Genomic DNA, 22,729 nt, shown 5'->3' with positions numbered 1-22,729 from the left:
ATGTACAGGATGTACGGTAGATCGCGGGAGGCATGGATGCCGGTAGCGATCGGGATCTCTCCGCTGGCTCCAGTCCGTCGAAGATGATCCACAACAGGTCGAACACCTCAGGACCCAATATGGACTTCTGGCACGTACTCCCGGTCGCCCTGGCTCTGGTCCTGATTATTGAGGGCGTATTGCCCTTTCTGAGCCCCGCTGCCTGGCGCGAGATGCTGCAAACCGTGGGGCGGCTGGACGACCGGGTGATTCGCAAAATCGGCCTCGGCAGTATGCTGGCGGGGCTGTTGTTATTGTATTGGGTGAATTGATGACAAGCGTGGATCGCTGGCAACTACCCGATGGCGTGGAGGAGGTGCTGCCGCAGCAGGCGGCCGCCGCCGAGCGTCTGCGCCGGCAGTTGCTGGACCTCTATCGCAGCTGGGGCTACCAGCTGGTAATCCCGCCGCTGGTGGAGTTTACCGAATCCCTGCTGATCGGCCTTGGAGCCGATCTGGATCTGCTCACCTTCAAAATGACCGACCAGCTCAGTGGCCGGTCTCTGGGGGTGCGGGCCGACATTACCCCCCAGGTGGCGCGGATCGATGCCCACAGTCTCGGCCAGGAGGGGGTGACCCGCCTCTGCTATGCCGGCTCCATTCTCCACACCAGGCCCCGCACACCCACCGGCTCGCGGTCGCCGATCCAGCTGGGTGCCGAGCTCTATGGCGACGACAGCCTGGCTGCTGACGTGGAAATCATTCGCCTGATGCTGGCCACCCTGGCTTCTGCCGGCCTGTCGGACATTACCCTGGACCTCGGTCATGTGGGTGTTTACGGTGCCGTGCTGGAGGCTGCCGCCCTCGAACAGGAGCAGGAAGACGCCGTCTTCGACGCCCTGCAGCGCAAGTCCCGGCCCGATCTCGAGCTGGCCCTGGCCGGCGCCGACGAGGCGACCCGGGAACTGATTCTCAGCCTGCTGGAACTGCACGGCGACGAGACGGTGCTGACCCGGGCCCGGGAATTGTTCGGGGAGCGCGCCCCGAGGGCCCTGGCGGCCATTGAGGCCCTGCAGGACGTGGCCACCGATATCTGCCGCCAGCGCCCCGACGTGGCGATCTACTTTGATCTCGCCGAGTTGCGCGGTTACCACTATCACACTGGCATCGTGTTTGCTGCGTATGTGCCCGGCCACGGGCAGGCGCTGGCGAATGGCGGGCGCTACAATGATGTAGGCAAGGTCTTCGGCCGGGCGCGTCCCGCTACCGGCTTTGCCACCGATTTAAAGGCGCTGATGGCGCTGTTGCCCGCGGAGGAGACCGGGCGCGGCGCCATCAGTATGCCTGACAGTGATGACCCGGCCCTGCTGGACCGGGTCAACGCCCTGCGTGCCGCGGGAGAGGTGGTGATCAACTGCCTCTCCGGCGTGCCGGACCCCCGCTGCGACCGCGAGCTGGTGGAGCGCGAGGGGGAGTGGGACCTGCAGTCCCTGACTATCGACCAAGCAACGAGTTAAATCCGCATGAGCAAGAACGTAGTGGTCCTGGGCACCCAGTGGGGTGATGAGGGCAAGGGCAAGATCGTCGACCTGCTGACCGACCAGGCCAGCGCCGTAGTGCGATTCCAGGGCGGGCACAACGCCGGCCATACCCTCGTGATTGAAGGTGAGAAGACGGTACTGCACCTGATCCCCTCGGGCATCCTGCGTGAACATGTGCAGTGTCTCATTGGCAACGGTGTGGTACTGGCCCCGGACGCCCTGCTGAAGGAAATCGCCGAGCTGGAGGCCAGGGGTGTTCCGGTTCGCGAACGTCTGCGGATCTCTCCCGCCTGCCCCCTGATCCTGCCCTACCACGTGGCTCTGGACCAGGCCCGCGAGGCGCGCCGCGGCGAGGAAAAAATCGGCACTACCGGTCGCGGTATCGGTCCGGCCTACGAAGACAAGGCCGCCCGCCGTGGCCTGCGCCTGGGTGACCTGCAGGACGAGGCCCGGTTCGCGCGCAAACTCCGCGAGGTCATGGACTTCCACAACTTCCAGCTCGAGCACTACTACAAGGTGGAGCCGCTGGATGTGGAGCAGGTGCTGGCGGAGACCCTGGCCATGGGCGAGCAACTGCTGCCGATGATGGCCGACGTGACCGCCATCCTGCATGAATACCGCAAGACCAACGCCCGGATCATGTTCGAGGGCGCCCAGGGTTCACTGCTGGACATCGACCACGGTACCTACCCCTTCGTCACCAGCTCCAACACGACGGCAGGTGGCACCGCCACCGGGTCCGGCTTCGGCCCCCTGTACCTCGACTACGTGCTGGGTATTACCAAGGCCTACACTACCCGGGTGGGTTCCGGTCCCTTCCCGACCGAACTGTTCGACGCAACGGGTGCCCGCCTGGCCGAGCGCGGCCATGAATTTGGCGCCACCACCGGCCGCCCCCGTCGCTGTGGCTGGTTCGACGCCGTAGCGCTGCGCAATGCGGTCAATATCAACTCGGTCTCCGGCCTGTGCCTGACCAAGCTCGACGTGCTCGACGGCCTGGAGAGCATCCAGATCTGTGTGGGCTACGCCGACGAAGACGGCAATGCGGTCCCCAACCCGGTAGACTCCGACGACTACGACGGCCTGGTCCCGGTCTACGAGGTCGTCCCGGGCTGGCAGGAATCGACTCTGGGTGCCAAATCCCTCGCCGAGCTGCCCCAGGCGGCCCTCGATTACATCCAGAAGATCGAGGACGTGGTGGGTGCGCCCATCGACATCATTTCCACCGGCCCCGACCGGGTGGAAACCATCGTCCTGCGCAATCCGTTCGGCGAATCGGCCTGATCATACGCAGTCCGGAGGGCGGCATTGCCCTCCGGGCCTCTCGACCCCTCCGCTAGCCCTCCGTTTCAGGGTTGTTGACCCATTCCAGCGATGGAAACTGTGACGGCCGTCTAAAACCCTCGTTGGTACGGGGGTGCCATTGGTGCCCGCCATTTATAATGGCGCCATGTTTTCACTCGTTAACAGCCAGCCCATTTTCCCGCGTGCTGCCGCTTGCCTTCTGGTCGCGTTGTTGGCCGGCGTTTTCCTCGGCCTGCCCGCCCTGGGAGCCGAGCGCGCTTCCGGGATCGTGGTGCTGGACCCGGCTCAGGCGCAGGAAGGGCAGAAGCTCAAGTCGGGTTGGCGGTTCAGGGTGGGTGACGACCTTGCCTGGGCCCGCCCAGGGTATGACGATCGGGACTGGGGCGAGGTCAATCTGCCGCACCGCTGGGAACCCTCCGCGGGCGAAGACGCTGGCGCCTACAGCTGGTACCGGCTGCATATCCGCTTCAGCAGTGAGCCAGACTGGCTGACAGGGCAGTCTCTGGCCCTGCGCATGGGGGCGGTCCTCAGTGCCTACGAACTCTATGCCGGCGGCAAACTGGTAGGCAGTCTGGGCCGCCTCCCGCCGACCCCCGACCCGGCTATCGACTACGACCGTCACCAGATAATCAGCCTGCCGGCCTCGGCGATTGATGCCAATGGTGAACTGGTTCTCGCCCTCAGGGTGTGGGGTGGGGAACACACGGTGGAGGCCAACTGGGGGTCGGGGCCTTACCGGGGGCAGTTTCAACTGGGTCGGCAGGACCGCTTGCTGCTCGGCATGGTCATCGACGAAATACCGGGCCTGCTCGCCGGAGTCCTGTGCTTCGTGTTTGGCCTTTACCACATCTACATCTACTACCGTAATCGCCACCTGGAGAGTTTCCTCTGGTTCGGCCTGACGGCGATTGTGATCGGTGTTTACGCGCTCTCCCTCAGCCAGTGGCGCTATCTGCTTGGCTGGGACTTCGTGGCCTACAAGAAAATTGAATACGCGGCGCTCTACCTGGTGCCGCCCTTGTGCTTGCAGGGGGTCTGGTCGCTACTGGACCGGCCGGTCGGCCGTGTCCTGCGCATCTACCAGCTCAGCTTTCTGCTGGCGGGGGCGGCCTTTCTTGTCACGCCGGGCCTGGAAATTCACTGGCGGACCCTGCCGGGCTGGCAGTTCTGGACCCTGCCGGCCCTGGCCCTGACCGGCTGGCGAATTTCGCAAAGCGCCCTGGAGGGGCACGAGGAGGCGCGCACGCTGGGGCTGGGCGCGATGCTATTCATCGCTGCGTGCTTGCACGATATCGCCGTGGACCAGTTTCAGCTCAGCGACCCACGCCTGCTGCACTGGGGCTTTCTGGTGTTTGTGGCGTTCATGGCCGTGTCGCTGGCGAATAGGATGACGGCGGCCCTTGGCCATCTCGAAGAGGAGGTGGCCCAGAGGACGGCAGAACTGGAGCAAGCCAACCGGCGCCTGACGGAGGCCGCCCTGGTTGATCCTCTCACCGGCCTGTTCAACCGCCGCGGGTTTACCGCAGAGGCCGAAGTGGAGATCAAGCGCCTGTTTCGGGGTGGGCGTGGATTCAGTGTGATTCTCACGGATGTGGACCACTTCAAGTCGATCAATGACCGCTACGGGCACGCCTGTGGCGACCACGTGCTGGCCCGCGTTGCGAGTCTGCTGCGCGACGGGGTGCGCGATGTCGACAGGGTGGCTCGCTGGGGCGGAGAGGAGTTTATCCTGTTGCTGCCGGAAACCGGCGGCGAAGGTGCTGCCCGGGTGGCGGAAAAGCTGCGCGAGCGGCTGGAGGAGCACCTGTTCGATTTCCAGGGCACCCGCCTGCACATCAGCATGACCTTCGGTGCCACAGAGTACCGCCGGGGCGAAAGCCTCGACCACTGTGTCGCCCGGGCCGACGCCGCCCTCTACCGCGGCAAGGATGCCGGCCGCAATCGCGTGGTTCTGGACATTGAGCGCCGCGCCGCCGCCACACCCTGACGACAACCCGGCACAGGCAGACGTCGGGGGCAATGGGATCAGTGAAGCCAGGTCTGGCCGCGCTCCCGGCGCAGTTTGTACTCGCTGTAACTGAAGCCGGTCCAGCGCCGGAAAGCGCGATAGAAACTGTTCACCTCCAGATACCCGAGTTCGTCCGCCAGGCACTTCCCCGGCAGCCAGACTGATTTCAGGCACTGCTCGCAGCGGTACTGCCGGGCGCGGTCCAGCAGGAACTGGTAGTGGGTATGGTCGGCCCGGAGGCGCCGCCGCAGGGTGGTGCAGCTCATGCCCAGTTGTTCGGCCACGCTCTCTGCCCGCAGGCGCGACAGGTCGCCGTCGAGGAGAATATCCAGCACCCGGTCGGTGGTGCGCGAGAGGGGAAAGTACGGGGGTTTATCGGCCGCCGGCCCCACATCCCGGCAGCCGCGATCTGCGGCGGTATTGAGTTCCATAGCCAAACATCCTTGTTCGGTCCTGTGACTGGAGTGTGTGTCGTGCCTTTCAGGCCCGGCCCGTCCCTGGGCTGGTGCCTGTTTTTTACCTTAGCAGAGCCGCGGTTCGTCGCCAGCGTGATGGGGGGTGGTGGTCACTTATGGTGAATCAGTCGTCGTCGCCCGGCTGATCCAGGCGGACTCGTCCGGTACCGGGCAGTCCATTACCGCGGCGACGCTGTGGATGATCTCGCGCTCGGCACCGGTAATGCTCTGGTCCATACCGGCCACCAGGGCCATGGCCTTGAGTATGCGGGGCTTGAGCAGGGGGTAGCAGTCCGCGAGGGTCGCGACAGCCTTGCTGAACTCGGCTACCCCACTTTCCTCGGGGGGAAGCAGTGCCAGTTTCGGTAATTCCAGTTCCCCGGCGGCCAGGGCCAGCGCCCGCTCCGGGTCCTCGGAGCTCTCCCTGGCCAGCACCGACAGGACCACCGCAAGGGCCCGGCTGACCCGCCCCAGCCGGGCGTAGCGCGGGCGGCTCGGTTTGACCCGGAAAAACTCCGGGTCGAGGTAGTGGCGCAGCAACTGGAACAGGCACCACTCGAGCAGGTCGGTGCGCTGATCCGCGCGAATCAACTGCAGCAGGCAGCGTTTGTAGGCCTGGTACTGGTCGGCGGAAATGCTCTTGAGGGCGGGCAGACACAGCTCCACCAGCGGCAGGCGCTGGCTACTCTGCAGTTCCGCCACTCCGGGAGCCAGCGTATGTACGAGGTCGCTCAGCCCCTGGATTCCAGTGGCCTCTACGTGTTGCAGCTGGCGGTCTCTCACTTCCGTGTCGGTGGCGATCAGCAGGGCCAGGGTCAGGGCCTGGGCCCCTACCGGGTTATGGGCCTGCTGTACAAAGGCGAGGGGTAACTGGTAGCGCTGTGCTGCGGCCTGCTCCTGGGTGTCGCTGTCGGCTTCCTGCTCCTCGTCTTCCAGCGCGGCTCCGGCGATCGCGGCGGCGACCAAGGTGGCCCGTCCTACACCGACGGCGCCACTGCCGGGTCGGGTCGGCTCAGTGGGGTACTGCTGGATCTGGCGTTCGATGTAACTGCCATCCCAGCGCGGGTCGATTTTGCGAATGCGCTGCTCCAGGGGAGGATGGGTGGCAAACAGCTGCCACAGGGAGTGCTCGATCTGGCCGAAGAAGATATGGGACATTTCCGCCGCCCGCGCCGCGTGCACCAGGGTGCCGGGCAGGTAGCCGCCGATCACCTTGAGGGCATCGCCGATCCCTTCGGGGTCGCGGGTGTACTGCACGGCACAGGCGTCCGCCAGGAATTCCTTCTGGCGGGAAATCGCCGCCTTGATAAAGCCGGCCGCCAGACCGCCGATCCACCCCAGAACCAGCAACGCAAGGCCCAGCACGGGCAGCCCTGCGGTGCCTTCGCCGCTGCGAGCGCGTGCCCCGGTGCGCACCCGGTTGGAAGAGCGCAGCAGGAAGTGGCCGACGTCACCGACGAAGGTAATGCCCTTGAGCATGGCCGCCAGGCGGATATTCAGCCGCATGTCGCCGTTCAGGATATGGCTGAACTCGTGGGCGATCACGCCCTGCAGTTCGTGGCGCTTGAGATGCTCGAGGGTGCCCCGGGTAACGGCGACCACGGCATCGGCGGGAGTGATCCCGGCGGCAAAGGCGTTGATGCCGCGCTCGCCGTTGAGTACGTAGACCGCCGGCACCGGCATGTTGGCGGCGAGGGCCATCTCCTCGACCACGTTCAGGCAGCGGCGCTCGAAACGGTCACGGGTCTGGGGCAGCAGGCGAGTACCGCCCATGGCCTCGGCCACGACCTTGCCGCCGGTGGACAGCTGGAACCATTTCAGCATGATCACAAAGGCGACGGTGGCCGTGATGGCCACGCCGATGCCGCCGAAGCGGGCCCAGCTGAAGAACGAAAAAAAGCCCTGGGCGTCATTGCTGCCGTTGTAGACGTTGTAGTCCTGGTTGAAGAACAGGAAGCCGGCGACCACTGCGTTGGTCAGCAGTATCAGCAGCAGCACTGCGATCAGGAACAGTACGGTCAGCAGACGCGCGTTGCGCCTGGCGATATCCTGGTGCTGGAAAAAATCCACGCCTGCTCAGTGAGCGCCGCCGGGGGCTGCGGCGCTATCCTCAGAAGCTGACTTTGGGGGCTGCCTGGATCTGGGCCGAGTCGTCAAACTCCAGCAGTTCGGCGTCATTGGGGTGGCCAAACTTGCTGGCAAAAAACACCGGCGGGAAGCTCTGGCGGAACGTGTTGTAGGCCATCACCGCATCGTTGTAACCCTGGCGGGCAAAGGACACCCGGTTCTCGGTGTTGGTCAGTTCTTCCGACAGCTGCTGCATGTTTTCCGAGGCTTTCAGGTCCGGGTAGGCTTCCATGGTGACGTTCAGCTTGCCCAGGGCGCCCTGCAGCGCGTTCTCCGCACTGGCGAGCTTGTGCATCGCCTCGCCACCGACATTGCCGTCGCTGACGGCCTTGAGGATGGCGGCGGCGTCGTTGCGGGCGGTGGTCACCGCCTCGAGGGTTTCCCGCTCGTGACTCAGGTAGGCCTTGGCGGTTTCCACCAGGTTGGGAATCAGGTCATAGCGCCGCTTGAGCTGTACCTCGATCTGGGAGAACGCGTTGAGGTAGCGGTTCTTCAGGGTCACCAGATTGTTGTAGATGCTGATGACATAGATCACCAGTCCCAGTACTACCAGCCAGAATACGATGGTCGACACTTCCATGGGTCTTCTCCCTGCAGGTTTCCCCCGAGTGTATCCGAGTCACACGACCACACAAAGCGCGGTTCAGGCGGCGGTGACGGAAACCGGGACCCCGTTCACAGCGGCATTCCCCGAGAGGGCGTCCAGCGCCAGTTCGTCGGTGACATCATTACAGCTCACCCCGGCGTGCTGGCTGGCGGTTGTTACCTGCATACCGCTGCGGTGGTGGCCGAAACCGTGGGGCAGGCTGACCACGCCGGGCATCATGTCGGTACTGCCCTCCACGGCGACCCGGACTTCCCCGGCCCGGGAGCGCAGGGTGACATCCATCCCGTCCTGCAGATTCCTCAGGGCCATGTCCTCGGGGTGCATCAGCAGGGTGCAGCGTTCGGGGCCTTTCACCAGGCGGTGGTAGTTGTGCATCCAGGAGTTGTTGGAGCGCACGTGCCGGCGGCCGATCAGGCGCAGGTCGTCGTCCCGGCCGGCACTGAATTCCTCCCTCAGGCGCTCGAGGTCGGCGAGGGGCTTCGCGCTCGCGCAGTTGATGGTTTTGTCTGCGGTGCGCAGGCGCTCCGGGAGCTGGCTCTGCAGCGGGCCCAGATCGATACCGGAGGGGTTGTCCCTGAGGCGGGCGAGATCGAGCTTCAACGGGTGTTGGTCGCCGTAGGGGCCGAGCTTGAGGCCGAAGTCGATGATCCTGTCCGGCGCGGGCGCATCCTGGTGCTCGGTACCGAGCGCCGCGGCGACCCGGGCCGCCAGGGCGTTGAATATCTCCCAGTCGTGCAGGGCTCCCTCGGGTTTGTCGAACACCGGCTCGCTGAACCGAGTGGTGTTGCGCATCGCGTTCACGTGGAAGGCGAGGTCGTAGTGGTCGTGCTCCAGCGGCGAGGTGGGGGGAAGGATGATGTCGGCGTGGCGGGTGGTCTCGTTGATATAGGGGTCCAGCGATACCATGAAGTCCAGCTGATCCAGCGCCGCGTCCAACTGCCGTCCATTGGGAGTGGAGAGTACCGGGTTGCCGGCGGCGGTGAACAGCGCGCGAATCTGGCCCTCGCCCGGCGTGGTGATCTCCTCGGCCATGGTGGAGGCGGGCAGTTCGCGGTCGAACTCCGGCAGGCCGCGTACCCGGCTGGTGTGGCGGCCAAAACCACCGGGGCTGACGCTCTGCATCTGGTCCACGGCGGGCAGGGTGAACAGGGAGCCCCCGGGCTTGTCGAGGTTGCCCGTGGCGATATTGATGACCTGTATCAGCCACTGGCACAGGGTGCCATAACGCTGGGTCGAGACGCCCATGCGGCCGTAGCAGATCGCGGCGCCCGCGGCGGCCAGTTCCCGCGCCACGGTGCGGATGGTGTTGGCGTCTATGCCGCAGTGCGCAGCGGCGAACTCGGGGGTGAGGTCCGCCAGTGCATCCGCCACGGTGTCGAGGCCAGAGGTAAAGGCGCCGAGGTGGTCCGGGTCGGCCAGCTTCTCGGCAAACAGGGTTTGCAGTACGGCGGCGAGGAATAGCGCATCGGTTCCCGGGGTGATAAACAGGTGCTCGCTGGCCAGGGCCGCGGTTTCGGTGCGGCGCGGGTCGACCACCACCAGCTTGCCGCCGCGCTGCTTGAACGCCTTGATGCGATTGCGGATATCCGGCACCGTCCAGATGCTGCCATTGGAGGCCACCGGGTTGGCGCCGAGCATCAGGAAGTAATCGCTGCGGTCGATATCCGGGATCGGAAACATCAACTTGTGCCCGAACAGCCACAGGGCCACCAGGTGGTGCGGTAACTGGTCCACTGAGGTGGCGGAGAAGCGGTTGTCGGTGCGGAAGTGACGGAATAGCTGGCCCTGGTGGGTCATCATGCCGTAGTTGTGTACGGTGGGGTTGCCCATGTAGATGCCCAGGGCATTGACTCCGTGTTCGCGGGTAATGGCGACCAGCCATTCGGCCGTGGTATCCAAGGCTTCCTCCCAGCTGATGGCCTGCCACTCGACCTCACCGGCTCCTGCAGTCACTTTTTTCACCGGGCCGCGCAGGCGGTCCGGGTCCTCGTGGATGTCCTTGAGCGCGATCGCCTTGGGGCAGATGTGGCCACGGCTCAGCGGATCGTTTGGGTCGCCCTTGATGCTGATGACTTCTTCGTCGCGGGTTTCGATGACCAGGCCGCAGATGGCCTCGCAGAGGTGGCATGCCCGATAGTGAGTCCGGGTTTCGCTGGTATCGTGGGAATGAAGCGTGAGCGGCATAGTGGCGTTCCGTATTCTGATTATCTATCTTGGAGTGTAGCGTCTGGCCCTCCTGTCTTGAAGTGGTGCACTTTGAAGCGGCGTGACTTGATTCGGTGCGTCTCGTTGAGCCGTATGGCGGAGGCCAGATCTTTCGGGTACTCTCGATAGTCTCCAGTGGTCAGCGGTCTCCGGCTCCTGGCGGCAACCAACGCGCCGCGCCGGTACAAGGAGCGAATACGACAGCGATGAACAGCAAGTGGGCTAACTACCAGGCGGAAGGGTTCTACGACGAACTGATCACGGACAAGGGCTCACCGCGAATGGCGGCCCGTGCAGCCGTGAACCTCTTCCAGCAGCTCAGTGCGGACGATATGTCTGCACGGCGGGAGGCGGCGGAACTGGCCATCCGCGAGATGGGCATTTCCTTTACCGTGTATACCGAGGGCGGCAATATCGATCGTGCCTGGCCCTTCGATATCATTCCACGTGTCATTTCCAGCAAGCAGTGGCAGAGCGTCAGTCGCGGATTGATCCAGCGCAGCAAGGCACTGAACTGCTTCATTGATGACATATATAACAAACAGCGCATTCTGGCGGACGGTATCCTGCCTGCCGATATCGTGCTGGAGTCCACCAACTACAAGCCCCAGTGCAAGGGGATGTCCCCACGCTACGGGGTGTGGGCCCATATCTGCGGCTCCGACCTGGTGCGTGATCTCGACGGCAAGTTCTACGTGCTCGAAGATAACCTCAGGGTGCCCTCAGGGGTCTCCTACATGGTGGAGAACCGGGAGATCACCAAGCGCGTGCTCCCGGAACTGTTCGAGAATTACAGTATCCTGCCGGTGGACGACTATCCCTCCCAGCTGTACCGGACGCTGGCCTCCCTGTCGCCCCGGGCGCGAGAGCGCAAACGTCCCTGCATCGTTGTTCTGACGCCGGGTATTTATAACTCTGCCTATTTTGAACACGCCTTCCTGGCCCACGGCATGGGTGCTGAACTGGTGGAAGGGCCGGACCTGATGGTGGGCGACGACGACTGCGTCTACATGCGTACCGTGGACGGCCCGATGCGGGTCGATGTGATCTATCGCCGTATCGACGAGGACTTCATGGACCCGGAAGCCTTCCGCGAGGATTCGGTGCTGGGTGTTGCCGGTCTTATGCGGGCCTGGAAAGCGGGCAAGGTGGCTATTGCCAATGCCCCCGGCAGTGGGGTGGCGGACGACAAGGTGGTTTACGCCTACGTCCCCGAGATGATCCGCTACTACCTCGGCGAGAAGCCCTTGGTCGACAGTGTGCCCACCTACCTGTGCATGAACGAGAAAGACCGCGAATACGTACTGGCCAACCTCGACAAGCTGGTGGTCAAGCCCGCCAATGAGTCAGGCGGCTACGGCATTATGGTCGGCCCCCACGCCAGCGCTGCGACCCGGCGCAAGTTTGCCGGGCTGATAGAGAAAAACCCGCGCAATTACATTGCCCAGCCCACGCTGTCGCTCTCCACCGCGCCCACCTACTGCGATGGTGAAATAGAGCCGCGCCATCTTGACCTGCGGCCCTTCATTCTGCAGGGCAAGGACAGTTGGGTAACACCCGGAGGGCTGACCCGGGTAGCGCTGGTCAAAGGTTCTCTGGTAGTGAATTCTTCCCAGGGTGGCGGCAGCAAGGACACCTGGATCGTGGAGGGCAAGTCATGACCATGCTGTCCCGTGTGGCGGACCGCCTGTACTGGAAATCCCGCTACCTTGAGCGTGCTGAAGACACCGCACGCCTGGTCAGCAGCTACCATATGCTGATCATGGACATCCCCCGGGGCGCCGACCTGGGCTGGGAAGTGCTGTTGCGCATCCTCGACGCCGAGCCCCAGTTTTACAGCCGGTACCGGGTGGCCAGTGAGCAGAATATCGTCAAGTTCCTGGTGGCAGACACGGACAATCCGGGGAGCGTGGCCTACGCCGTGCGCGCTGCCCGTGAGAATGTGCGTACCACCCGCGACGTACTGCCCGAGGAGACCTGGGAGCAGGTCAACGAGCTGCACCTGTTCGTCAGGGAGGCGGCGGAGAAATCGATCGGCCGGCGCAATCGACTGGCTTTCCTGAATGAGGTGATCAGTCACAGCCAGATGATATCCGGCCTGTTGCAGACCACCCTGAGTCGGGACCACGCCTACCGCTTCACCCTGCTTGGCCACCTGATCGAGCGCTGTGACATGACCACCCGAGTGGTCGATGTCGGCGTGATGGAGCTGATGGAGCGGGACGCACGCTTTGCCGTTTTTGACCCACTCATCTGGAGTTCGCTGCTGCAGTCCCTGTCGGCGCTGGGTGCCTACCGCAGGGTCGTCGGCCCTCTGCTGGAAGGTGGCTCGGTCGCAGAATTCGTGCTCAAGGACCGGGAGCATCCGCGCTCGGTCGTGTACTGTTTGCGGGGCATGCGCGATGCGGTCAAGGGGCTCGCCAGAAATGAAGACGCGCTGCGGCAGATCGAGCGTATGCGGCGCAAGCTGTCCCGGCTGCATGTGGAGCAAATCAGCCCGGACGAGTTCCACGGCTTTATCGACAATTTCCAGCTGCTGATCAACGAGCTGCACGAGATTGTCAGTGACACCTGGTTTCGCCCGGAAACCTGAGTTCTGGCCCTCCTGTTGGAGGGCCGTTAATACCAACCAGCGTATCCGCCGCGTAACACGCAAGCGGTAGGGTGTCTCTGACGACACATGATTTAGGCGACAGCAAGGCAGGAATCGAGCATGAGTATCCGCGTCGCGGTTCGACACAACACCTACTACAAGTTTGACCGGCATGTGACCCTGGCGCCGCACATTCTGCGCCTGCGGCCTGCGCCCCACTGTCGGAACCGGATTTACAGCTATTCCCTCAAGGTGCAGCCGGAGCCGCATTTCATCAACTGGCAGCAGGACCCCTTCGGCAACTTCCTCGCCCGCCTGGTGTTCCCCGAGAAGCAGAATCACCTGAGCGTGGAAGTGGAAGTCATCACCGACATGACGGTGATCAACCCCTTCGACTTTTTCGTCGAGGAGCACGCCGAGCACTACCCCTTCAAATACGACGCGGTGAGCCTCAAGGAACTCGCTCCCTACCTGGAGATCACCGACGACGGCCCGCTGCTGAGAGCCTGGCTGGGAAATGTGTCCCGGGACAAGAAGCCGATCAACGACTTCCTGGTCGAACTCAATCAGCGGCTGGAGCGGGATATCGACTACAACGTGCGGATGGAGCCCGGGGTCCAGACCTGCGAGGAGACCCTGGAACTGGGCCGCGGTTCCTGCCGCGATACCGGCTGGCTGCTGGTGCAGATTCTGCGCCACCTGGGACTGGCCGCGCGTTTCTGTTCCGGGTACCTGGTGCAACTGGCGCCGGACATGAAGTCACTGGATGGCCCTTCCGGCCCGGCGGAGGACTTTACCGACCTCCACGCCTGGTGTGAGGTGTTCCTGCCGGGAGCGGGCTGGGTGGGCCTGGATCCAACCTCCGGCCTGTTTGCCGGGGAGAGCCATATTCCCCTGGCTTGTACCCCCTCACCGATTTCCGCCGCTCCGATCACCGGTGCCACCACCAAGTGCAAGGTGGATTTCAGCTTCGTCAACGAGGTCGAGCGCATTCACGAGGACCCGCGGGTCACCAAACCCTACAGCGACAACCAGTGGGCTGCTATCCAGGCCATGGGCCAGGCGGTGGACGAGGAGCTGGAGCGGGGCGACGTGCGCCTGACCATGGGTGGCGAACCCACCTTTGTTTCCATCGACGACATGGACTCGGCCCAGTGGAACGTGGCTGCTCTGGGTGCTCACAAGCTCAAGCTCGCCAAGGACCTGCTGGTGCGCCTGCGGGATCGCTTCGCGCCGGGCGGGCTATTGCACTACGGCCAGGGCAAGTGGTATCCCGGTGAACCGACCCCGCGCTGGGCGCTGGGCTGCTTCTGGCGCGGTGACGGCGACACTGTGTGGCGGCGTCCCGAATTGCTGGCGCGGGTGGACAAGGACTACGGCCACGAACTGCCCCAGGCGGAGGCCTTTGTCCAGGCCCTCGCCCGGCGCCTGGGCGTAGCGCCAGACTGCGTGCAACCTGCCTACGAGGATAACCTCTACTACCTGTGGCGGGAGCAGCAACTCCCCGATAACGTCGATCCGGCCAAGGCCGACCTGAAGGACGACCAGGAGCGGCGCCGGCTGGCGCGCCTGCTCAGCCGCGGGCTCAACGAGGCCACCGGGTTTATTCTCCCGGTGGAGCGCCAGGGTACCGGCCCCTGGCTGTCCAGTCGCTGGCAGCTGCGGGCCGACCGCATCAACCTGATTCCCGGGGACTCCCCCATGGGCCTGCGTCTGCCGCTGGATTCCCTGGAGCAACCGGAGGACAAGAACGACTTGCTGGTGCCCGAGCGCGACCCCTTCGCGCCGCGTGAACCGCTGCCTGCGGCCACCCGCCTGCAGACGTCCAGCGAGGGGGACAGCGAGCCCGACGCCGAAGCCAACCCCCCCGTGCCCTGGATCATCCGCACCACCCTGTGTGTGGAGCCGCGGGACGGCAAGCTGCATATCTTCCTGCCGCCGCTGGAATACCTCGAGCATTACATGGACCTGGTCCACGCCATCGAGAACGTGGCGGGCGAACTGGACCTGCCGGTGATCATCGAGGGCTACGAACCGCCTCGGGATCCGCGCCTGACCCGCCTGCTGGTGACGCCTGACCCGGGGGTGATCGAGGTGAATATTCACCCCTCGGACAGCTGGCAGGAGCTGGTAGACAACACCCACATTCTGTACGAGGAGGCCCGCCAGTCGCGCCTCGGCACCGAGAAGTTCATGCTCGACGGTCGCCACTCCGGCACCGGCGGCGGCAACCACGTCACCCTGGGTGGCTGGCGTCCAGAGGACAGCCCGCTGCTGCGCCGCCCTGACCTGCTGCAGAGCCTGGTGACCTACTGGCAGCATCACCCCGGCCTGTCCTACCTGTTCTCCGGCCTGTTCCTCGGCCCCACCAGCCAGGCGCCGCGGGTGGACGAGGGGCGCGACGAGATGCTCTACGAGCTGGAGATTGCTTTCAGCCAGCTGCCCCAGGGGGAGATCGCCGAGCCCTGGGTGGTGGATCGGGTGATGCGCAACCTGCTCATTGATATTACCGGCAATACCCACCGCTCGGAATTCTGCATCGACAAGCTGTACTCCCCCGGCACCGCCAGCGGCCGCCAGGGGATTCTCGAGTTCCGCGGCTTCGAAATGCCGCCCCACCCGCAGATGGCCCTGGTGCAGGTGCTGCTGCTGCGCAGCCTGGTGGCGCGGTTCTGGAAGGCGCCCTACAAGGCGCCCCTGGTGCGCTGGGGTACCCTGCTGCACGACCGCTTCATGATGCCCCACTACGTGTGGTCGGATATTCGCGACGTGGTGGAGGACCTCAATGAGCACGGCCTGCCGTTCCAGCTGGACTGGCTGGCACCGTTCGAGGAGTTTCGCTTCCCCCATTACGGCAACATGGATATCGGCGATATCAATCTTGAGCTGCGCTGGGCCATCGAGCCCTGGCATGTGCTGGGCGAAGAAGTCAGCAGCTTCGGCACCTCCCGCTATGTGGATTCGTCGGTGGAGCGCCTGCAGGTGAAATTGACCGGTCTCACCCCGGGCCGCTATGTGCTGGGCTGCAACGGTCGGCGTGTGCCCCTGCGCAATACCGGGCGCCAGGGGGAGTACGTGGCCGCCGTGCGTTATCGCGCCTGGCAGCCGCCCTCGGCCCTGCATCCGCGCATCGGCATTCACGCGCCGCTGGTGTTCGACGTCATCGATACCTGGAACGGGCGCTCGGTTGGCGGCTGCACCTACCACGTTTCCCACCCGGGTGGGCGCAGTTACGACACCTTCCCCATCAATGCCTTCGAGGCGGAGTCCCGCCGGGTCAGTCGTTTCTGGGAGTCCGGCCACAGCCAGAGCATCCTGCCGCCGGTGGGAGGGCTGGACAGCATTCGCGAGTTCTTCCCCAACCAGCAGCCGCCGCGGCCCATGGCGCCGCCCCCGGAGGAGCCCACGGAAGAATACCCCCACACCCTCGACCTGCGGCGGCCGATCGGCCCGTGATGGCTGCCAGTGGATGAGTGCGTGATAATGGCGCGAGTATTTCGCTGACAGGCCCCGCCATGGGATCCCAGGACCAGAACCAGAGCCTGCAAACCCCGCCCGGGCGCCCGGTTCCACCGGCGGCTGCGGGGTTTGCCTACACCGAGGCCCACAGCCCCGGGGGCGAGGTGCGGCCGCACTGGGAGTACCTGCTTGGCAGCCTTGGGGAATTCAACCCCGATGAACGCGGCGAGCGCCAGCGGATGGTCGAGCGCATCCTGCGCGACGACGGGGTTACCTACAACGACTACACCACCGGCGGCAGCGGGCGCGACTGGCGGCTGGACCCGGTGCCGCTGCTGCTGGACAGCCGCGAGTGGCAGAATATCGAGTCGGGGGTGCGCGAGCGCGCCGAACTGCTGAACCTGGTATTGCAGGACCTCTACGGTCCGCGCTCCCTGGTGCGCCTTGGCATCATTCCGCCGGAGCTGGTGTTTGGCCACCCCGGCTTCCTGCGCGTTTGCGACGGCATCAGCCTGCCCGGCGACCAGCCCCTGATCCAGTACGCGGTGGATATGCTGCGCGGGCCGGATGGCAGGGCGAAAGTGATTTCCGACCGTACCCAGGTGCCCAGCGGCGCCGGCTACGCGCTGCAAAATCGCATTGTCATGTCGCGGGTGTTCCCCAGCCTGTTTCGCGACAGCCACGTGCATCGCCTGTCCCTGTATTTCAACAGCCTGCGGGCGCGGCTCAATGCCCTGGGGCCCAACGGCGGCCTGCCGCGGGTGGTGATGCTCACGCCGGGGATCTACAACGAGACCTACTACGAACACCTGTTCCTGGCCAACCACCTGGGCTATTCCCTGGTGCAGGGCAACGACCTCACCGTGCGCGACGGTTACGTCTGGCTGAAAACCCTCAACGGGCTGCGCCGTATCGACGTGATCCTGCGCCGGGTCGACGACAACTACTGCGACCCGGTGGAACTGAAGCCCGATTCCCAACTCGGGGTGGCTGGCCTGCTGGAGGTGGTACGCGCCGGTCGGGTGGTGGTGGCCAATCCCCTGGGCAGCGGGGTACTGGAAAACACCGCCCTGCTCAAGTACCTGCCCGCGGCGGCGCGCCACCTGCTGGGCCGTGAACCGGCGCTGGAAGCGGTGCCCACGCGCTGGTGCGGAGACCGGGAAGACCTGGCCGCGGTGCTCGCCAACCTGGAGCAGATGGTCATCAAGCCGGTCTGGCGCGCCATAGACAGCCGTACGGTGCACGCCGGCTCGCTGTCGAAGGCGGAGCGGGAAACCCTGCGGGCGGCGATCCAGGCCCGCCCCGGGGACTACTGCGCCCAGGAATACATAGCGCCGTCCCTGGCTCCGGTGTGGGGGCAGAACGAGGCGGCACGCCCGGCCATCCTGCGCACCTTCGCGGTGGCGGGAGAGTCGTCCTACATCGTGATGCCTGGCGGGCTCACCCGGGTGGCGCCCGCCGACGGCGGCTTCGAGATCTCCAACCGCGCCGGTTCACCCAGCAAGGATACCTGGGTGCTCGCTTCGGAGCCGGAACTGCCGGAAGTGCTCGTCGCTACCGACAGCGAACGGGGTGCCGGCGCCGAGCTGCCCAGCCGGGTGGTGGAAAACCTGTTCTGGATGGGGCGCTACATGGAGCGGGCCGAGTACGCGCTGCGCCTGTTGCGCATCGTGTTCGGCAAGCTCACCGGCGCCTCACCGCCGGGGGCGGAGAGCCGCCAGTTGTTGCTGCGGGCGGTTACCCAGCTCACCTGTACCTACCCCGGCTTCATGGACGAGGCAGTCAGTGGCGGCGATCCCCTGCAGGAGTTGCGCTCGGTGGTGCTGGACGGCGACCGCCCCGGTACCGTAGCCCACTCGGTGACCTCCCTGCTGAATACCGTGGACCAGGTCAAGGACTTCATGTCGGGGGATACCCAGCGCATTCTCAATGACCTCAGCGACCATATGCAGGTACTGCCCGAGCGCCTGGGGTCCGAATTCGGCCTGGTCCGCGAGGAAGAGCTCGATGCCCTGGTGACCTCGCTGCTGGCCCTCGCCGGGCTGGTCCAGGAATCCATGATCCGCGGCCAGGGCTGGCATTTCCTGCAGGCCGGGCGACGGATTGAGCGAGCCCTGCAGACCCTGTCCCTGATGCGTTCCCTGTGGGTCCAGAACACCTCGGGCGAGGACCAGGACCTGCTGCTGGAGACCGTGCTGCTGTGCATGGATTCGCTGATTACCCACCGCCGCCGCTACCAGCGCTACCTGGATGTGGCGAACGGGCTCGAACACCTGCTGCTGGATACCGAGAATCCGCGCTCGGTGATGTTCCAGTTCGACGACCTCAAGCTCCACCTCGACCGTATTCCCGGATTTGACGAGGGCAGTCGCCTGAGCCTGCCCCAGCGCCTGCTGCTGGAAGCCGGCACCAATCTGCAGCTGGCGGATCTGCCGGAGCTGGCCGCCATCGACCGCAAGTACCTGCGCAGCGCCCTCGACCAGTTGCTGTCCCGCAGTCACCGCCTGGTAGGCGCCATCGCCACCGCGATCAGCGACAGCTGCTTCGACCACACCGGTGGCCCGCGCCCGCTGGGTACCGGGTGGAGCGGGGAGGAACCGCGATGAAGTACCGGGTTACCCACACCACCCGCTATCTCTACCGCGACACGGTGAACCAGTGTCACAGTGTCGCCCACCTGCTGCCGCGGGATACGCCCTACCAGCAGTGCAGCCGGGCCGAAGTGCTGCTTAACCCCTTGCCCGTGCTGGCCGCGGACCGGCGCGACTATTTTGGCAATCGCAGCTACCACTTCTCGGTGCAGGAGCCCCATGAAGTGCTGGAGATTACGGCGGTCAGCGAGGTGGATGTGTCGGAGGGGCGCAGCAGCCTCGCGCTCGACTTCGGCCCCACCTGTGCGGAAGTACTCGCGCAACTGGAGGATGCCAGCGTCGAGAGCAACCTGCTGGTGCGGGAGTTCCAGCTCGATTCGCCGCTGGTCGCCTGTGGTCCGGAACTGGCTGAGTACGCCGCTGACAGCTTTGCCAGTGACCGGCCCTTCCTGTCGGGCGTGCGCGATCTCACCCATCGCATCTTCACCGACTTCGCCTATGACCCCCACTACACCGATGTGGCCACACCCCTGACCGAGGTGATCCAGCACCGGCGCGGGGTATGTCAGGACTTCGCCCATTTCGCCATCGGTTGCCTGCGCACCCTCGGTTTTCCGGCGCGCTATGTCAGTGGTTACCTGGAAACCCTGCCGCCGCCCGGCGAGACCAAATTGCAGGGCGCCGATGCCAGTCACGCCTGGTTTTCCGTGTACTCGCCCGCCGAGGGCTGGTGCGACTTCGACCCCACCAACAACCTGCTGGCCGCCGACCAGCACATCACCACCGCCTGGGGGCGCGACTACGCCGACGTCACCCCCCTCAAGGGCACCATACAGGGAGGTGGCGACAGCCACGGGCTGGAGGTGGAGGTGGATGTGACCCGACTGGAAGGCATGCCGGCCTGATGCAGCGTTTCACCTGCCGCTGTGGCCAACCCGTGTTTTTTGACAACGCCCAGTGCACTGCCTGTGGGGCCCGCCTCGGGTTCGACTCCGAGGCACTGGTGATGCGCGCACTGCAGCCGGACGACGGCCAGTGGGTGTCGGAAGACGGAGCGACCTGGCTGCTGTGCGACAACGCCATCCAGCACGGCGTGTGTAACTGGCTGTTGCATGCGGACCAGGAAAGCCCCCTGTGCCGGGCCTGCCAGTTCAACCGCACCGTGCCCAATCTGGAGCAGCCGGCTAATTCAGAGCGCTGGGCGCGACTCGAGCAGGCCAAGAAGCGGCTGTTCTACACCCTGCTGCAGCTCGGCTTGCCCCTCGCGACGCTCGCGGAGTCGCCGCAGCGAGGCCTGGCCTTTGACTTTGTGGAGGACCAGCGTAGCGGTCAGGGGTTTTGCGAGTCCTTCGCCCACACCGGCTACGCCGCGGGGATCGTCACCATCAACCTGCTGGAAGCGGATGACGTGGCACGCGAGGAGCAGCGGGAATTCCTGCGGGAGGACTACCGCACTGTGCTCGGCCACCTACGCCATGAGTCCGGGCATTATTTCTGGCACCTGCTGCAGCCGGATGCCGATATCGCCGGGGCATTCAAGGCGCTGTTTGGCGACGAGTTTGAGGATTACGCCGCCGCGCTGGAGGCGCACTACACCCAGGGGCCACCGCAGGACTGGTCGAGCCGTTTCATCAGTGCCTATGCCAGCGCCCACCCTTCAGAGGACTGGGCTGAGAGCTGGGGGCATTACCTGCATATATACGATGCCCTGGAAACCGCGGCGGCCCACGGGCTGGTACCGCAGGGACCGGAGGAAATGACGGTGCAGGAGCGCATCACACGCTGGCGGGATCTGAGCGTGACCCTGAATGAACTGAACCGCAGTATCGGGCTCTCGGATGCCTACCCCTTTGTGCTCAACACGGCGGTCGAGCTCAAGCTGACCTTCGTCGACCGGGTTATTTCACTGTTTCAAACACTTCGCTGAGCGAAGGCAGGTTGTCGAAGGCCTGGCGGATGTTGTCATCCCAGGACTGGCGCAGACGCGCCAGGTAGGGGTGGTGTTCGTCCAGCTTGAAGTACTGGGCCTGGGGCTGCAGGCTGTCGGCGCGGTAGAACAGGCACTCCAGCGGCGGGCCCACGGTGGCATTGGAGCGAATGGTGGAGTCCATGGACACCAGGGCGCAGCGCATGGCTGTCTCGTAGGGGGTGTCCGGGCGGATGATCCGGTCGAGGATGGGCTTGCCGTACTTGGTCTCGCCGATCTGCAGGTAGGGGTGCTGCTCCGAGGCGGTGATGTGGTTGCCCTCGGGATAGATCATGTAGAGCTCGGGCGCGTGGCCCTTGATCTGGCCGCCCAGGATGAAGGTGGCGCCGGCGTCAAATCCGGCCATCGGGGCATTGTCACCGGTGTGCTTGGACTGCTCGCGTACACTCATCTTGCCGATGTAATCCGCCACCTCGGACACGTACTTTGCCTTGAGCAGGTTGAATTCCGTCTCCTCCTCGAGGTCCCGCTGGATCTGGGCAACGACTGCCTGGCTGGTCGCCAGGTTGCCGGCGGTCAGCAGTATCAGGGAACGGTCAAAAGGCACCGAAAAGCGGTGCATTTTGCTGTAGGTGCTGACCCGATCGGCCCCGGCGTTGGTGCGGGAGTCGGAACAGAACACCAGGCCCTCGTTGAGGGTGATGGCAAGGCAGTAGGTCATGGGCGAAACCGGTTGGCCCCGGGGCGGGGAAAAACTCTGAGCCGCGAAGGATATAGCCTCTATCGGGACATTGCTACTACCCTCTTGGGGGCATGGGCGGGGTGGTTCATATCTGTATGACAGGGATGTGACCTGGTTCCGCCCGCTGCGGATCGGCCCGGGAGTGGCTACACTGCACGACTCCGCGGGTGAGCAGGTGGCTGGCAGGGCAGGGAAAAGGGTGATGGCGGCATGATACGGGGCTTGTCGATACTGGCGTGGCGGCTGGGCGCGCTGCTGACCCTGGCTTTGGGCCTGGTCGGTATTGTCGTCCCCGGACTGCCGACGGTTCCCTTCCTGCTGCTTGCCGCCTGGTGTGGCAGCCGTGGCTGGCCCCGACTCGAGTCCTGGCTGCTGGCCCATCCCCGCTACGGTGAAACCATCCAGCACTGGCGTGAGCACCGCGCCATACCCCGCAAGGCGAAATGGGCTGCCACGGCCATGATGGCGTTGAGCTCGGCGTCGCTGTGGCTGTGGCCGGCGCCGACCGCCCTGCGAATCGCCCTGCCGGCGGTGCTGGTCTGCGTGGCCTGCTGGATCTGGCAGCGGCCTGATCGCTAGGGCTCTACCGGTTTACGTTTTGATCGGCTGCAAGACTGCCCCTGACGGGATACTTGCCGCGAAACCGCTTCGGTCAACGGTGAGCGTGGCCGATTTCCTTGATCTGGGTCAATGCGTTGTCCGGCATTTCTGACCACCATGGGCTGCAAGCTGGCCGAGGTGCCAGTAACGGCAAAATCGGGAAAAGGAGATCAATAATGACCCAGCACATTCTCGAACAGGATACCCGCGAAGACGTGCAGATCATGCGTCGTCTTGCCATAGTCATCGGCAGCTTCATGCTGGCTACTGCTGCACTTGCGACGACGATTACGCTGATCGCAGGCTGAGATGAACAACGCCTTGCTACGCGGCAGGTGCGCGCCGGCGCGCTTGCCGTGTGGTGAGCGTTTGTGGCGATAACGCTAGCCGGCTCTTCTGGAGTAGTCCCTCGCGTACTCGACGCCCATAGCAGGCCCGGTCCGGGTGCGCTGTACCCGAACGTATTGGTTTTTAGCGGGTTCTGGAAACAAAAAAGGCCAGTCGAATGACTGGCCAGACTGCTGACAAACCCCGGTTATTTAGCCGGGGTTTGTTGTTTTCGGAATACCACCGTCTTTGCTCGACGTCTCC

17 protein-coding genes are annotated in these 22,729 nt (G+C 64.6%); 12 read left to right on the top strand and 5 right to left on the bottom strand.

Going from position 1 to position 22,729, the window contains the following annotated elements; genetic code table 11:
- The first annotated feature begins 119 nt into the window (after positions 1-119).
- The 4 genes from FV139_RS20045 (at position 120) to FV139_RS20030 (ending at position 4,811) form a co-directional block, all read left to right on the top strand.
- The gene (locus FV139_RS20045; RefSeq protein ID WP_148070279.1) at positions 120-311 is read left to right on the top strand and encodes a DUF2065 domain-containing protein; all 192 of its coding nucleotides are present in this window, start codon (positions 120-122) and stop codon (positions 309-311) included.
- Positions 311-1,495 (top strand): ATP phosphoribosyltransferase regulatory subunit, encoded by a 1,185-nt coding sequence (locus tag FV139_RS20040; protein WP_148070278.1) that lies wholly within the window; start codon positions 311-313, stop codon positions 1,493-1,495. Before FV139_RS20045 ends, FV139_RS20040 begins: the two co-directional genes overlap by 1 nt.
- Before the next feature lie 6 nt (positions 1,496-1,501).
- Positions 1,502-2,803, top strand: a complete 1,302-nt coding sequence (locus FV139_RS20035) for an adenylosuccinate synthase (protein ID WP_148070277.1) — start codon at positions 1,502-1,504, stop codon at positions 2,801-2,803.
- A gap of 142 nt (positions 2,804-2,945) precedes the next feature.
- Complete coding sequence (locus FV139_RS20030) at positions 2,946-4,811, top strand: sensor domain-containing diguanylate cyclase (protein WP_148070276.1); 1,866 nt, start codon at positions 2,946-2,948, stop codon at positions 4,809-4,811.
- 38 nt (positions 4,812-4,849) lie between these two features.
- Here FV139_RS20030 and FV139_RS21270 read toward each other — a convergent pair whose 3' ends face one another.
- The 4 genes from FV139_RS21270 to FV139_RS20010 form a co-directional block, all read right to left on the bottom strand.
- On the bottom strand, positions 4,850-5,263 hold the full coding sequence (locus FV139_RS21270) for a helix-turn-helix transcriptional regulator (protein ID WP_235898740.1): 414 nt from the start codon (positions 5,261-5,263) through the stop codon (positions 4,850-4,852).
- Between the two features lie 138 nt (positions 5,264-5,401).
- Positions 5,402-7,357, bottom strand: coding sequence for a M48 family metallopeptidase (locus FV139_RS20020; protein ID WP_148070275.1), 1,956 nt, complete (start codon positions 7,355-7,357; stop codon positions 5,402-5,404).
- Between the two features lie 40 nt (positions 7,358-7,397).
- A complete protein-coding gene (locus FV139_RS20015) occupies positions 7,398-7,994 on the bottom strand; it encodes a LemA family protein (protein ID WP_148070274.1) in 597 nt (198 codons plus the stop codon).
- A 63-nt stretch (positions 7,995-8,057) separates the two neighbouring features.
- Positions 8,058-10,205 carry a molybdopterin oxidoreductase family protein gene (locus tag FV139_RS20010; RefSeq protein ID WP_148070273.1) on the bottom strand — a complete coding sequence of 716 codons (2,148 nt, stop codon included), beginning with the start codon at positions 10,203-10,205 and terminating at the stop codon, positions 8,058-8,060.
- 227 nt (positions 10,206-10,432) lie between these two features.
- On the opposite strand from FV139_RS20010, the gene FV139_RS20005 reads away from it, so the two are divergent.
- From FV139_RS20005 to FV139_RS19980, 6 genes are all read left to right on the top strand, one after another.
- Positions 10,433-11,887 carry a circularly permuted type 2 ATP-grasp protein gene (locus tag FV139_RS20005; protein ID WP_148070272.1) on the top strand — a complete coding sequence of 485 codons (1,455 nt, stop codon included), beginning with the start codon at positions 10,433-10,435 and terminating at the stop codon, positions 11,885-11,887.
- The gene (locus tag FV139_RS20000; RefSeq protein ID WP_148070271.1) at positions 11,884-12,819 is read left to right on the top strand and encodes an alpha-E domain-containing protein; all 936 of its coding nucleotides are present in this window, start codon (positions 11,884-11,886) and stop codon (positions 12,817-12,819) included. The genes FV139_RS20005 and FV139_RS20000 overlap by 4 nt, the downstream gene beginning before the upstream one ends.
- Positions 12,820-12,939: 120 nt before the next feature.
- Complete coding sequence (locus tag FV139_RS19995) at positions 12,940-16,275, top strand: transglutaminase family protein (protein ID WP_148070270.1); 3,336 nt, start codon at positions 12,940-12,942, stop codon at positions 16,273-16,275.
- A 59-nt stretch (positions 16,276-16,334) separates the two neighbouring features.
- A complete protein-coding gene (locus tag FV139_RS19990) occupies positions 16,335-18,884 on the top strand; it encodes a circularly permuted type 2 ATP-grasp protein (RefSeq protein ID WP_148070269.1) in 2,550 nt (849 codons plus the stop codon).
- Positions 18,881-19,774, top strand: coding sequence for a transglutaminase family protein (locus FV139_RS19985; RefSeq protein WP_148070268.1), 894 nt, complete (start codon positions 18,881-18,883; stop codon positions 19,772-19,774). Before FV139_RS19990 ends, FV139_RS19985 begins: the two co-directional genes overlap by 4 nt.
- The gene (locus FV139_RS19980) at positions 19,774-20,796 is read left to right on the top strand and encodes a zinc-binding metallopeptidase family protein (protein ID WP_148070267.1); all 1,023 of its coding nucleotides are present in this window, start codon (positions 19,774-19,776) and stop codon (positions 20,794-20,796) included. Before FV139_RS19985 ends, FV139_RS19980 begins: the two co-directional genes overlap by 1 nt.
- Here the strand turns inward: FV139_RS19980 and FV139_RS19975 are convergent.
- Positions 20,768-21,517: a proteasome-type protease gene (locus FV139_RS19975; protein ID WP_148070266.1), complete on the bottom strand. Its 750-nt coding sequence runs from the start codon at positions 21,515-21,517 to the stop codon at positions 20,768-20,770. The genes FV139_RS19980 and FV139_RS19975 overlap by 29 nt on opposite strands.
- A 231-nt stretch (positions 21,518-21,748) precedes the next feature.
- On the opposite strand from FV139_RS19975, the gene FV139_RS19970 reads away from it, so the two are divergent.
- Positions 21,749-22,117, top strand: a complete 369-nt coding sequence (locus FV139_RS19970; RefSeq protein WP_148070265.1) for a YbaN family protein — start codon at positions 21,749-21,751, stop codon at positions 22,115-22,117.
- A gap of 197 nt (positions 22,118-22,314) precedes the next feature.
- Positions 22,315-22,446, top strand: a complete 132-nt coding sequence (locus FV139_RS21325; RefSeq protein WP_268939995.1) for a hypothetical protein — start codon at positions 22,315-22,317, stop codon at positions 22,444-22,446.
- Positions 22,447-22,729 lie beyond the last annotated feature (283 nt).

The organism is Parahaliea maris, assembly GCF_008064665.1.
Taxonomy (GTDB): Bacteria; Pseudomonadota; Gammaproteobacteria; order Pseudomonadales; family Halieaceae; genus Parahaliea; species Parahaliea maris.
The sequence above is the reverse complement of the archived record's forward strand: the minus strand, read 5'-3'. Positions and strand labels throughout refer to the sequence as shown.